Source organism: Andreprevotia chitinilytica DSM 18519 (genome assembly GCF_000711875.1).
Lineage (GTDB): Bacteria > Pseudomonadota > Gammaproteobacteria > Burkholderiales > Chitinibacteraceae > Andreprevotia > Andreprevotia chitinilytica.
In genome coordinates, this window is record NZ_JONM01000006.1 from 253,627 (window position 1) to 267,179 (window position 13,553).

Below are 13,553 nucleotides of genomic sequence, written 5' to 3' on the forward strand. Positions count from 1 at the left end.
AAGTCGCCCCTCATGCCGCATCCGTTGACCGAATTCCTCAATCCAGAACAGGCCGCTGCCGTTGAGCTGCCCGCCGAGCACGCGTTGATCCTCGCTGGCGCCGGTAGTGGCAAGACGCGGGTGCTGACTACACGCATTGCCTGGCTGATCTCCACGGGCCAAGTCAGCCCGGCCGGCATTCTGGGGGTAACGTTCACCAACAAGGCCGCCAAGGAAATGCTGGCGCGCCTGACCGCCATGCTGCCGCTCAATCCGCGCGGCTTATGGATCGGCACTTTTCACGGCCTGTGCAATCGCATGCTGCGCCTGCATCACCGCGACGCGGGATTGCCGGCGACCTTTGCCATTCTGGATTCGGCAGATCAACTCGCAGCCATCAAGCGGGTGATGAAAGCGCTGAATATCGATGACGAGCGTTATCCCCCCAAGGCCACCCAACACTTCATCAATGGTCAGAAGGAAAACGGCACGCGTGCGGCAGGCGTACAGGTCTGGGATGACTATTCGCGCACGCTGGCCGGTATCTATGCCGAATATGAAGCGCAGTGCCAACGCGAAGGCGTGGTTGATTTTGCTGAATTGCTGTTGGCCTGCTATGAGCTGTTAGAACGAAATGCTGCACTGCGTGAACATTACCGTAGCCGCTTTCGCCATATCCTCGTCGATGAATTCCAGGATACCAACCGTCTGCAATACGCCTGGCTCAAGTTGTTGGCGGGTGAAAGCAATGCAATGTTCGCGGTTGGCGATGATGACCAGTCTATCTACGCATTCCGTGGTGCCAATGTTGGCAATATGTACGATTTCCAGCGCGATTTCGCCGTCAAACATGTGATAAGGCTGGAACAGAATTACCGCTCGCATGGCCATATCCTCGATGCGGCCAATGCGGTCATTGCCAACAATCGTGAACGGCTTGGCAAACAGCTGTGGACCAATGACGTTGCCGGCGAGCCGATTCGCGTCTTCGAGGCGATGAGCGATTTTGGCGAGGCTGAATTCATTGTCGAAGAAATCAGTCAGCTGCAACGCGATGGCCTTGATTTGAATGAAGTCGCCATCCTGTACCGCTCCAATGCCCAATCCCGAGTGCTCGAACATGCATTAGTACAGGCTAATGTTCCCTATCGTGTTTATGGTGGTTTGCGCTTTTACGAACGCCAGGAAATCAAGCACGCATTGGCATACCTGCGCTTGATTGCCAATCCTGATGACGACAATGCCCTATTGCGCATTATCAATTTCCCGACGCGCGGTATCGGTAACCGGACAATCGAAACCATTCAGGAAACCGCCCGTGTCACTGGCACCAGTCTGTGGTTGGCCGCGTGTTCCAGCGGGGCAGGGCGCAGTGGGGCGGCGGTCGGGCGTTTCGTGCAGATGATCGATGGCCTGCGTCGGCAAGTGGAAGGTTTGCCGCTACCAGAGCTGGTCAGTGCAGTGCTCGATCAATCCGGCCTGCAGGAACACTACCGCAACGACAAGGAAGGCGAAGAGCGGCTCGCCAACCTGGATGAACTCGTCAACGCCGCCGCCAGTTTTGTCACTGACGACGAAAACGATCTGATCGCGTTCCTGGCTAATGCCAGCCTCGAAGGTGGCGAGCATGCCGCTGGTGCCGGCCAGATGGCGGTGCAGCTGATGACCATCCATGCCGCCAAGGGGCTGGAGTTCCACAGCGTCTTCCTCACCGGGATCGAAGAAGGGCTGTTCCCGCACGAGAACAGCGCCGCCGAGCCAAAGGGGCTGGAGGAAGAGCGGCGGCTGATGTACGTCGCGATCACCCGTGCGCGCCGTCGGCTTTATCTGAGCCTCGCGCAAAGCCGCATGCTGCACGGACAGTCCCGCTATGCCATCGCTAGCCGCTTTCTCGATGAAATCCCGCAAGAGCTGCTGCATTACCTCAACCGGGGTTATGCGCCGCAAACCTATTCCGCGCCCACCGCCGCCCCGAAACAGAAAACCCCTGATCACGGGCTAGCCATTGGCATGACCGTGAAACACCCGAAGTTTGGCATCGGGGTGGTGATCGATCATGAGGGTGGTGCAACAGGCAATGTGCAGGTCAACTTCCGCGATGTAGGGCCGAAATGGCTGGCGGTTGGCTATGCGAAGCTGGAGCCTGTCAGCAGTTAGCGCCGCTTGGCGGGTGAGACGGTGTGATCGCGCTTACCTGGCTACTTACAGAGTATCCATTTTGCATTAGGGTTATATAAGAAGAAGTAATTTAAGGAGTGGGTAATGGCAGCGATCGCAGGGGCGCCGAATCTCCATGGCCAGCTGGCGTTGGTGATCGACCCCGCTAGCGGCATGCGTCAAGCCATTGGTGCAGGGTTGAACGATTGCGGCGTGACGCAGATCGACTACGTCAGCCGCCTGCCGGATGCCATGGCGCGGCTGGGGCAGACGCCGTTCGACATCGTGCTGGCCGAGTTCGATCTCGGTGGCGGGCTGGATGGCGTGCATTTGTTCGAGGCCTGCCAGCGCCACCAATTGCTCAAGCCGTCCTGTGTCTTTATGGTGGTGACCGGCGAGCGGCGCTTGTCGCAAGTGATGAGCGCGGCTGAGCTGGCGCCGGACGGCTATTTGCTCAAACCGTTCTCCAGCGCTGATTTTGTCCAGCGCTTGCAACTGGCGCTCGCTCGCAAGGCCATGCTGCGGCCCATCGACGAACAGACGCGGGCTGGCGATTACATGGCCGCCATCGAGAAGTGCGATGCGATCCAGCCGATGCCCGATCCCTTGTTGCGTGCCAAAGGCCGCCTGCTGACCTTGCTCGGCGACCATGCCGGTGCGCGTGATTTCTATCGCGAAGTGCTGGCAGGGCGTGAAGTGGCCTGGGCGATGATGGGGCTGGCGCGCTCGCAATTTTCCCTCAAGCAATATGACGAAGCGCGGGTGTTGTACGAACGGGTCAAGCTTGAGCACGAGCTGGTGATGGAAGCCTATGACGGGCTGGCCCGTACCATGCAGGCGCAGGGCGACATGGCTGCGGCGCAAGCAGTGCTCGAAGAAGCGACGCGGCGCTCGCCGTTGGTTGCGCTACGGCAACGCGCTTTAGGCCGGTTGGCGCTACGCAATGATGTCAACAATGTGGCGCAAGCGGCGCTGGAGCAAGCGGTTGAGTTGTCGCGTACCGCAATGAATCGCGATCCGGCCGTTTATGCGGAGTTGGCCCGAGCCCAGATTGCCAATTCGGATGTGCTCGGCGCACAGCGTACCGTTGAGCGCGTCAAACGTGATTTCCGGCATGAAGAAATGGCGCTGGTCGTCGCCGACCTGATCGATAGCGCGGCGCAAACGGCCTTGGGCGAAAAAGAGAAGGCAATGCGGGCGATCACGGTTGCCCGCGAACGCATCGACGAAATGGCTGACCCGCCGGCCGGCGTGTTGCTCGAACTGGCGCAGGCTTGCTTTGCCGTACGGGATGTCGATGCTGGCGAAGCTTATGTGAAGCACGCGCTGCGCGTACGCAATGAGGATGCCGATATCGCCAGCACGGTCGAAGCGCTCTACCACGGGCTGGGCCGGCCGGAAGTCGCGGCACAGCTGATCCAGTCGGCCAATCAAGACATCATCGAAGTCAACAATGAGGCTATCCGCGCCGCCAATTCCGGCGACTACACCGGTGCTGCCGAGCGCTTCATCTCGGCGCTGGAAACACTGCCCGGCAACCTGCAAGTGCTGCTCAATGCCTCGAATGCGCTGCTGGTTTGCGTGAACAAGGAAGGCTGGGATGCGCGCTATATGGAGCTGTCTCAGGAGTACCTGGCCCGGGCGCGCAAGCTCGATCCGGCCAATGGCAAGGCGCGGCAATTGCTGGATGTATACCGCCGCACGCAACGCCGTTATGGCGTGGATGTGATCTTGCAGACGGAAGGTGGTGCTGCGGCGGCAGCTTAAGGTTGGCCCGTTAACCCGCCCTACGATTGGTGTTGTTGCTCAAAACTCCAACTCACCCGTCCCGATCTTCCACATCCGCCCACCCACCGCGATCCGGCGGCGTACATCGACGGACACATGCATCACCGATAGGCGGGTGTGCACGCGCTGGATCGAAATACCCTGTTCGACCTTGAACGAGAACGGCGCGACGCTACCGGTGGCCAGTCGCCAGCCGGCGATATTCGCGGCGGAGTCGGCTGCGCCGAACTCCTCATACACATTCAACTGATCCGAACTGAAACTGCGCAGCGTGACCACATCCCCTTCCTGATGCCACAAGGCCAGCTGCGGGATGTGGCGGCCGTTATCGGCCAATTGTGCCAGCACTTCCGGCTTGGGGCGGGCCTTCAAGACCGCGTGCTGGTTGCGCAATGGCACCATCAATTGATCCAGCCCGGTATCGACAAACAGGTTTTGCCCGGTCAGATCGCCAAATTCGATCCAGAGCGCATTGGTCAACCCTTCGACCGGCAGTACAACCAGGCGGCTTTTGGGGGCTTCGGCGTAGAACCACCAGATGCCGTTTTCCTGCCAGGTCGTGATCGGGCCGTGGCCGAAATCGACCGCGTGGGTGAGCCGATCCTCCAGCGCTGCCGCGATGGCGATTGCGCCGTGGCCGGAAGTGGGCAGCGGATATTGCGCGGTAAAGGCGCGGGCGCGGCCAGTGCCCGGTTCGATGAAGACGGTTTCCGGCGCATTGAGCTGGAATGCGATCGCATGCAGCGTGGCATCGTCAGGAAATGCCTCGCATTCGACCACGGCGACGGCCGCGCCGGCTTGCCGACGCTCGGCAAATCCATTCATCAAGTGGAAACGGTAACAGGCCATACGGGAATTCCCCAGCACGAGCGCCCCGGCAGGGGCAGGTTCTTGCTAGAATAGCGTCGTTTTGCGCCGTGGGAACCCGCTATTTCATTTGAAACGCGGCTTTTCCCATACCGACTCCGACTTACGTTCCTGATAGCTGCCGCCATGCCCCAACACGAACCCCGACTCGACCAGGTGTCTGAGAAAGATCTGCCGCTCGCGCGTGATCTCGACCTCCTTGCCCGCTTGCTCGCCGATACCATTCGCGAACAAACCGGCGCTAGCACAGCCGACCAGATCGATGCGATTCGGGATTTGGCAATCCGCTTCGTTGAAGGCACCGATGCCAGCGCCGGCGCACAGCTGGCCAAGTCGCTGTCCACGCTGGATCTGCCGCATGCCGTCGCGCTGGTGCGGGCATTCAGCTATTTCTCGCATCTATCCAATATTGCGGAAGATCTGCACCGCAACCGTCGTCGTCGTGCCTATCAGCTCAAAGGGTCTGAAGCGCAGCGCGGCAGCATTGCCGATGTGATCGGCCGCTTGACCGAGCGCGAAGTCAAACCGACGGAAATTCTCAACCTCTTGTCCGATACCCTGGTTGCCCCGGTGCTGACCGCGCACCCGACCGAGGTCAAGCGCAAGACCATCCTCGACTGTCACCGTGCCGTGGCTGCGTTGCTGACCGAGCGTGATCGCCTGCCGATGACGCCGGATGAGTTGCGCGCCAATCAGGAAGCGCTGGAGCGCGTGCTGCTCACCCTGTGGCAAACGCGCGAGATCCGCACCTTCAAACTGACGGTGCAGGACGAAATCGAAAACGGCTCGGCCTATTTCCGCAATACCTTCCTGCACGTGCTGCCCCGTCTCTACCTGGAACTGGAAGACAAGCTGGCGGCGCTATCCGGCAAGGAAGTGCAACTGCCCAATTTCATGCATGTCGGTAGCTGGATCGGCGGTGACCGTGACGGCAATCCGTTCGTGACCGGTGATGTGCTGCGTTACGCGGTGTCGCGTCAATCCGGCGTAGCGCTCGACTATTACTATCAGCAATGCCAGAAGCTCGAAAACGAGCTGTCGATGTCGGCGCGTATCGTGCAGGTCGATCAGGCGCTGCAGCAGTTGGCAGATCAATTCAGCGATGAAGGCTCGAAGAAGGGCGAAGAGCCCTACCGCATGGCGGTGTCGCACATCCGTGCGCGTATTTTTGCGACCGCTTCGCATATCGGCACCTTCCATCATGCCCTGCACGACGTGGCCCGTGCTGATGCTTATCAGAACGCGCAGGAACTGGCGGCCGATCTGGCGCTGATCGCCAATTCGCTCAAGGCGCACGGCGCTGGCAAGCTGGCTGGTGGCCGTCTGCGTCGTTTGCAGCGTGCGGTGAGCGTGTTCGGTTTCCATCTCGCGCCGATCGATATGCGCCAGAACTCCGGCATTCACGACAAGGTGATCGCCGAGCTGTTCGAAAAAGCCGGCCTGGAAGACTATCTGAAGCTGGACGAAGCCAGCCGCCGCGTGGTGCTGCTGCGCGAGCTGGCCAGCCCGCGTCCGCTGATCTGCCCATACGTTGAATACAGCGAACTGGTCCAGAAAGAACTCGACATCTACCGTGCCGCCGAAGAAATGCAATCGCGCTACGGCGAAGCAGTGCTGCCGAACTACATCATCTCCAACTGCGAATCGGTGTCCGACATCCTCGAAGTCGCGGTGCTGATGAATGAAGTGGGTGTGATCCAGCTGGCCCCGGTGGTGGTCGCCAAGATCAACGTCATCCCGCTGTTCGAGACGATTCCCGACTTGCGCGGCGCCAGCAAGATCATGTCCGAGCTGTTCGCCATTCCGCAGTGGCGCCAGATCGTCGGCGGTCGCGGCAATGTGCAGGAAGTAATGCTCGGCTATTCCGACTCCAACAAGGATGGCGGCTACCTCACCTCCAACTGGGAGCTGTACAAGGCTGAACAGGACTTGGTGAAGGTGTTCGATGCCAACGGCATCAAGATGCGCCTGTTCCACGGTCGTGGCGGCACGGTCGGCCGCGGTGGTGGCCCGGCTTATGATGCTGTGCTGGCGCAGCCAGCTGGTTCCGTGAACGGCCAGATCCGTGTGACCGAGCAGGGCGAAGTCATTGCCGCCAAGTTCTCTGACCGCGAAGTGGGTCACCGCAATCTGGAAATCCTGCTGGCCGCCACACTTGAGGCGAGCCTGCCGGGCAATGCAGCGGTTGCCGTCGACGATGCGGCACACCACGCCTTGGTCGAGCGCCTGTCGTCGTGCGCTTATCGGGCCTATCGCGATCTCGTGTACGCCACGCCGGATTTCGTTACCTACTTCCGCGAAGCAACGCCGATCGGCGAAATCCCCAGCCTGAACATCGGCTCGCGCCCGGCGGCGCGCAAGGCCACCAACAGCATCGCTGATCTGCGCGCGATTCCCTGGGTGTTCTCATGGTCGCAATGCCGTTTGATGTTGCCGGGCTGGTATGGCTTCGGTACGGCCGTGGCTGAATATCTGGCGGAAGCAGGCGATGAAGGTCTGGCCACGCTGCGCCAGCTCTACCGCGACTGGCCGTTCTTCAAGGGCACGATGTCGAATATGGAGATGGTGTTGGCAAAGTCCGATATCGCCATCGCTGCGCGCTATACCGAGCTGGTGCAGGATCAGGATCTGGCCAAGCGTATCTTTGGTCGCATTAAGGCCGAGTGGCATCGTTCGGTCGATGCCGTACTGGCGATTACCGAGCACTCGGCCTTGCTGGGCGACAACCCGACGCTGGCCCGCAGCCTGGATAACCGCCTGCCGTATCTCGATCCGCTCAACCACTTGCAGGTTGAATTGCTCAAGCGCATGCGCGCCGGTGATGACAGCGAAGATGTGGCGCACGCGGTGCACCTGACCATCAACGGGATTGCAGCCGGTTTGCGTAATTCCGGCTAAGCATTCGCCGCACCCGAACAACGCCGCCATGAGCCGAACCTTATCTAATAATGTGTTCGGTTCCTTGGCGGCGTTTGTCTTTGTCTGCGCCATCCCCGCTGCGCATGCCGCTTCATCCAAGAAAGTCCCCACCCATTTCGCCGATAAGGTCGAAGCCGCGCTGACTTGCCGTTCCGAATGGTCGACCGAGTTCTGGCGTGATTACTTCCGTACTTATCTCGGCCAGCCGCTACGCACCTGGGGCGAGGCCGAATGGTTCGACTCCCAACATGCCGAGTTGGGTGGCAACGCCAGCACCGAAGTGTTCGTGAACGTGAAGACCTCCGGTGCGCTGATGGTTGGCGCGTTGATTCCCGATCAGGTCGAGACGGTCAGAAAGAACATCGAAACCCGCTTGGGTTTCGTCTTTGTGCCGCTCGCTGGCCCCTATCCCCGCTATCTCTCCAAGTCCGGCAGCGTGCTGGTCGGGCTCTCCAATGCGCAGACCAAGTGGTACTGCGCCCGCTGGAATCTCGGCAACCGTCCCTGACCCGGTGATTGAACGCGCTGCACGCCGGGCCCGATTGCTCGCTTGCCATCGCTTCGCCTGTCGTCCTCAAACCACCCGGCATCAGACCTGTTGCGATGGATATTCCATTCGCATACAGGATTACACTGATACCAGCTGAACGGTCATATCGTCAGGTTTCAATCTCGCGAGAACGGAAATCTTATCGTCATGCCATCGCAACATCATTACTGATTTGAAATGTTGTTTGTATGTTTTTAGTAAGTTTTGTTGTGTTGGTGAATTGTGACAATGAAGACTTCCTACAAAAAAACCGGCAAAAAACGAAAAAATTTATGTAGTAAATTTTCAAAAAATTACATCAATTACACAAATCTACATACAACAGCGTTGCGTTATATTGCGCTGCAGCATGGTGCATATACCCATTTAACCCGCATTTTTATTGAAAAATTTGGCGTTTTGTTGTGGTGCGTCAAGTCCGTTTTGGGGCGTTTACGTAGTTTTGCGACTTGGTTCCGACTACCGAATGCGTTTGCCGATAAACGGTAGTGCCGCAGAGCCTTGACACAACATTGGTGCATGCGCAGTAATGGGGTCCATCGCAGGCATGAACGTGTTTGCGGATGACCCGGTAGCCGAAAAAAACAAAAATACTTACCCGATATTGACGGAGTAGGGTTTTCGGTAAATACCAGTGGATGCGCGTGAATAACGCCAATACAAAGAGGATGGAGACCCCCTTTCTATGTCGTACTCGACCCGTTTTGCGCTCGCTGCAATTCCTGCTGCACTGATCGCTGCGCATGCATATGCCGCTTATCCGGCATGGCAAGCTGATGTGTACTACACCGCCGGCACCATCGTGTCCTATCAGGGCCACGACTATAAGGCCACGGTTAACCAGACCGACTACACCAGCGCCGGCTGGAACCCGACCGTAGCCAGCCTGTGGACCGATCTGGGCGCGAGCGCTGGTGGCGCCACGCCGACGCCGGCCCCGACTGCAACGCCGGTGCCGACACCGGTTGCCACACCGAAACCGACCGCTACCCCGGCCCCGACCACTGCACCGACTGCTACTCCTGTTCCGACGGCCACGCCGACCGCAACACCGGCTCCGTCGTCCTGCTATGCCGCTTGGGATTCGACCAAGGCTAACTACAACCAAGGCGACAAGGTCACCCTGAATGGCGTTAACTACGTCGCCAACTGGTGGACCAACGCCAACCCGTCGACCAACAGCGGCCCGGCCGGCTCCGGCAAGGATTGGACTGTTCTGGGTAACTGCGCTGGCGGCACCCCGACTGCGACTCCGGCTCCGACCGCGACCCCGGTTCCGACTGCCACGCCAGCGCCGACCGCTACGCCGAAGCCGACAGCAACACCGGTTCCGACCGCTACGCCTGTCCCGACGGCTACGCCGATCCCGACCGCAACGCCGGTTCCGGTCGCCACTCCGACGCCGTCGCCGACTTCCGGCAAGATCGTCGGTTCCTACTTCGCGCAGTGGGGCGTTTACGGCCGTGGCTTCGAAGTTGCTGACTTCGTGACCAATGGTTCCGCCGCCAAGATGACCTTCGTCAACTACGCGTTCGCCAACGTCTTCCAGAAGAACGGCGGCTACGAGTGCGACAACGGCTTCGATAAGCTCGAACCGGGCGCAACCGATGCCAACGCCGCTGGTGCTGGTACCGGTAATGATGCATGGGCTGACTACGGCCGTACCCCGGCGCGTCGCGTTGACCCGAGCGACACCATCCAGTGGAGCGATCCGCTGGCTGGTAGCTTCCGCGAGTTCAAGGATCTGAAGGTCAAGTACCCGAACCTGAAGACGATGATCTCCATCGGTGGCTGGACCTGGTCCAAGTGGTTCTCGGCCGCTTCCGCATCCGACGCGCTGCGCAAGCAACTGGTGTCTTCCTGCATCAACTTGTACATCAAGGGCAACCTGCCGGTGTACAGCGGTCGCGGTGGTGCCGGTGCAGCAGCCAACGTGTTTGACGGTATCGATATCGATTGGGAATTCCCGGGCGTTATCGGCCAGCCGTACAACACGGTCAACGCTGCCGACAAGCAGAACTACACCCTGCTGATGAAGGAATTCCGTACGCAACTGGATGCACTGGGCGCGACGACTGGCAAGCATTACTACCTCTCGGTGGCGATCGGTTCCGGCAAGGACAAGATCGACATGACCGAGCCGGGTAATTACTCCCAGTACCTCGACTGGATCAACCTGATGTCGTACGACTTCAACGGTGGCTGGAACGCAACGGGTCCGACCGACTTCCAATCGAACCTGTACGGCGATACTGCCAGCCCGTACTACCTCGATCCGAAGACCGGCAAGCCGGGCATCCAATCGACGTACAACATCGATAGCGCTGTGAACAACCTGATCGCAGGTGGTGCACCGGCCAGCAAGATCGTCGTCGGTATCCCGTTCTACGGTCGCGGTTGGACTGGTGTGACGAATGCCAACAACGGTCTGTACCAGACAGCAACGGCTCCGGCGCATGGCACCTACGAAGCGGGCATCGAAGACTACAAGGTTCTGAAGTCGGCAGCGGGTACCGAGTACCTCAGCAGCGTGACCAAGCAATCCTGGAAGTTCGACGGCACCAACTTCTGGTCCTACGACACCCCGGCCGTGATCCAGACCAAGCTGGACTACGTGAAGTCGAAGAGCCTGGGCGGTGTGTTCAGCTGGTCGCTCGATGGTGACGACAGCACCGCTACGCTGATGAACGCAATGGGCAAGATTAACCAGTAATACGGTTAAGCAAGAACTAAGTAGGGAACCAAGCAGAAACCATAAAGCAATAAATGTTGAGCCCTCCTGGAAACAGGAGGGCTTTTTTCTTTGTTGTGGAATCTGGCGATTGAATCGGCATTGATTCGCTAACGAATGCCCATTGCAAAAGAGCGCCAATGCAGTAATTCACGCCGGCGTGTCGAGTACGCGACTAGATGAACGTCAGGAAGGGGATTGCGGCAGGCCGAAAAACTTCATCCGGCATGATGCCGGATGCGTTTAAAACAGCAGGGTGCTGTTTGAATAAATGGCCATTCCTGGGCTATTGCCGGATTGATCGAAATCAATCGCTCTGTTTTGAATGGCGTTGGCGCAAGACGGTGCTGGGGAGAATGCTGAAATGCTGGGTAAAGCGGCGCGAAAAACTGGCGATTTCCTCATAACCAATTGCAGCGGCGACTTCGCCCACACTGCCTACACCGGATTGCAACATTTCCATTGCGCGATTCATGCGGTGAGAAAGCAGCATTTGCTGTGGCGATATGCCTAAATGCCGCACGCAAAGGCGTTGAAAGTGCGCCACGCTGACCCCGAATTCCGCTGCCAATGCATCAACCCGCCAAGGCCGGGCCGGATAAAGCAATACTGGTGCGAACAATCGCTGCAAGCGTAATGTGATATCACCGCTTTGCGGCCCGGTTTCAATTTCCCGCTCGAACAATTGCATGGCCAGCGTAAGTGCGGACGTGGCGAGCGACTGATCAGATTCAGACAACCACGCCTCTTCACACAGGGTCGCCACCGCCGGGTACAAGCTATCCGGATTGCGTGCCGGCCGGATTCGCGGCTGCTCGCTGCCCAATGCCGCCCAGCGCGGGCAGTCATTCAGCAGGAACCACACCAGGCGCCAGCTGGGTCCGGTCAGCCGGAAACCATTGCGCCCACCTGCCGGCAGAACGGCGACATGCCTTGCAGGCAAGGCGTGGCTTACATCGCCATCGGTAATCTCCCCACCATCATCCAGCGCAAACAGCACCACATGGAACGGTGCGCCCTCGCGTTCGACATGAAAATAATCGCGCGCTTCGGTCACGCCGGCCAGCAGCACGTCATAGTCGTTGAGTGCCCGCAGATACGGTTTATAGAAAACGCGTGCGCCGACACTGCGCTGAACCGTCGCTGGCGAAACGGTGAAGTGCTCGTGGAAGATTGGTGTCATGGCGCGATTCGGACAAATGTGAAATCATATTCAGACATTCAAAGTCCCTCTGCAAGCGGGTATTGTGGGCCCGTCGGTCAATGCCCTGCGTGCGAGCGCGGTGTTGCGACAAGAAGTGGTGAGTCGGCGGTTTCCGTTGGTTGACACTTCATATCTCTTCTAAACTTGATGGCCAAGGTTTTTACCTTGGCCTTTTTTTTATCATTCGCCAGCAGCGCCTTGCGTAAACCTTCGCAACATATCTGAAATCCGTCTTTCTTCCAAATTGCGCCTTGCCGTTCTTTCTGCCGAAGAGCGCTTCTGACCCCGCTTCCAGACTGATTTGTTCTTATCGATCCCGGATTGGGAAAATTAGAATTTACTCAATCAAATCAATGATCGATTGCCGATAATCGGTTTTGACATTTGTGCTGGAACAGTTGCAATATCCTGATCAGGCCGACTCGCGCCATGTGCTGCGTCAATTGCGGCGTACTGCTAAGTGTGCTGGTAATCGGGAAATAAGATGCGGGAATTAAACCCGTGCTACAGCTAAGCATGCTGATGATTTCCCTTGGCCTGATATGAGGAAGCACTGCAATGGATTGAATTTGCTGCATTGCACGAGCGGTTTGCGTGAGCAAATGCCGTATCGGGCGATGTTCAAATCTCCTGTGTCAAGTGGGGCCAGCCATTGGAGCCCGTCATTGGATCGCCATTGGAGTTCTTTGCAGCCGCTTTCTGGATTTGTGAAATACCGATTGCAACGGCGTTGAATGGGTCGGCGAGCCGGGTGTAGGGGAATTTACACCTTCTTGTGACTTGTGAAAGCGCTTTCTTGCGTCGGGTTTCGCGGACCGGGCTAACCGGTCCCATCAAATAACAATGGATGGAGACAGAGATCTTATGCGTGCCCTGATGACCCCCAGCAAACTGCTGGCCTCGCTGTTGTTCGTCGCCTGCTCGATGACCGCCTATGCGGCTTATCCGGCCTGGCAAGCCGACGTGTACTACACCGCCGGCACCGTCGTGTCCTACAACGGTCACGACTATAAGGCGTTGGTCAACCAGACCGACTACACCAGCACCGGCTGGAACCCGACCAACGCCAGCCTGTGGACTGACCTTGGCGTGAGCAGCGGCGGTGCTACACCGACCCCGGCACCGACCGCAACCCCGACACCGAAGCCGACGGCAACGCCGGTACCGGTGACCGGCACGCCAGTGCCGACAACGGCCCCGACGCCGACTGCTACCCCGACCCCCGCGCCGACCCCGGCCACCACCTGCTACGCAGCGTGGAGCGCAACGCAGGATCACTACAACGGCGGCGACAAGGTCACGTTGAATGGCGTGAATTACGTTGCCAACTGGTGGACCAACGCCAATCCGTCGACCAA

9 protein-coding genes are annotated in these 13,553 nt (G+C 58.7%); 7 read left to right on the forward strand and 2 right to left on the reverse strand.

Translation table 11 applies throughout. The annotated features are described in order from the left end of the window. The first annotated feature begins 12 nt into the window (after window positions 1–12). Complete coding sequence (locus tag BR41_RS10535) at window positions 13–2,136, forward strand: UvrD-helicase domain-containing protein (protein ID WP_035055939.1); 2,124 nt, start codon at window positions 13–15, stop codon at window positions 2,134–2,136. Window positions 2,137–2,241: 105 nt separating this feature from the next. Further along, window positions 2,242–3,903, forward strand: a complete 1,662-nt coding sequence (locus BR41_RS10540) for a response regulator (protein WP_051710675.1) — start codon at window positions 2,242–2,244, stop codon at window positions 3,901–3,903. A 39-nt stretch (window positions 3,904–3,942) separates the two neighbouring features. Here the strand turns inward: BR41_RS10540 and BR41_RS10545 are convergent, their stop codons facing one another. Next, a complete protein-coding gene (locus BR41_RS10545; RefSeq protein WP_035055941.1) occupies window positions 3,943–4,773 on the reverse strand; it encodes a PhzF family phenazine biosynthesis protein in 831 nt (276 codons plus the stop codon). A 174-nt stretch (window positions 4,774–4,947) separates the two neighbouring features. On the opposite strand from BR41_RS10545, the gene ppc reads away from it, so the two are divergent. From ppc to BR41_RS10560, 4 genes are all read left to right on the forward strand, one after another. After that, the gene (gene ppc / locus BR41_RS10550; protein WP_444541687.1) at window positions 4,948–7,689 is read left to right on the forward strand and encodes a phosphoenolpyruvate carboxylase; all 2,742 of its coding nucleotides are present in this window, start codon (window positions 4,948–4,950) and stop codon (window positions 7,687–7,689) included. Window positions 7,690–7,717: 28 nt separating this feature from the next. Beyond that, window positions 7,718–8,218, forward strand: coding sequence for a hypothetical protein (locus BR41_RS10555; protein WP_156970646.1), 501 nt, complete (start codon window positions 7,718–7,720; stop codon window positions 8,216–8,218). A 270-nt stretch (window positions 8,219–8,488) separates the two neighbouring features. Beyond that, the gene (locus tag BR41_RS24160; RefSeq protein ID WP_156970647.1) at window positions 8,489–8,749 is read left to right on the forward strand and encodes a hypothetical protein; all 261 of its coding nucleotides are present in this window, start codon (window positions 8,489–8,491) and stop codon (window positions 8,747–8,749) included. A 196-nt stretch (window positions 8,750–8,945) separates the two neighbouring features. Further along, on the forward strand, window positions 8,946–10,973 hold the full coding sequence (locus tag BR41_RS10560; protein WP_051710677.1) for a glycosyl hydrolase family 18 protein: 2,028 nt from the start codon (window positions 8,946–8,948) through the stop codon (window positions 10,971–10,973). Between the two features lie 325 nt (window positions 10,974–11,298). On the opposite strand, the gene BR41_RS10565 is transcribed toward BR41_RS10560, so the two are convergent. Further along, window positions 11,299–12,174 carry a helix-turn-helix transcriptional regulator gene (locus BR41_RS10565; RefSeq protein WP_035055948.1) on the reverse strand — a complete coding sequence of 292 codons (876 nt, stop codon included), beginning with the start codon at window positions 12,172–12,174 and terminating at the stop codon, window positions 11,299–11,301. Window positions 12,175–13,071: 897 nt separating this feature from the next. On the opposite strand from BR41_RS10565, the gene BR41_RS24875 reads away from it, so the two are divergent. Beyond that, on the forward strand, window positions 13,072–13,553 hold a 482-nt coding region (locus BR41_RS24875; protein ID WP_373278340.1), incomplete at its 3' end, for a carbohydrate-binding protein.

Coding starts and splice junctions, on each gene's coding strand:
- BR41_RS10535 (WP_035055939.1), top strand. CDS start 13: ATGCCGCATCCGTTGACCGAATTCCTCAATCCAGAACAGGCCGCTGCC.
- BR41_RS10540 (WP_051710675.1), top strand. CDS start 2,242: ATGGCAGCGATCGCAGGGGCGCCGAATCTCCATGGCCAGCTGGCGTTG.
- BR41_RS10545 (WP_035055941.1), bottom strand. CDS start 4,773: ATGGCCTGTTACCGTTTCCACTTGATGAATGGATTTGCCGAGCGTCGG.
- BR41_RS10555 (WP_156970646.1), top strand. CDS start 7,718: ATGAGCCGAACCTTATCTAATAATGTGTTCGGTTCCTTGGCGGCGTTT.
- BR41_RS24160 (WP_156970647.1), top strand. CDS start 8,489: ATGAAGACTTCCTACAAAAAAACCGGCAAAAAACGAAAAAATTTATGT.
- BR41_RS10560 (WP_051710677.1), top strand. CDS start 8,946: ATGTCGTACTCGACCCGTTTTGCGCTCGCTGCAATTCCTGCTGCACTG.
- BR41_RS10565 (WP_035055948.1), bottom strand. CDS start 12,174: ATGACACCAATCTTCCACGAGCACTTCACCGTTTCGCCAGCGACGGTT.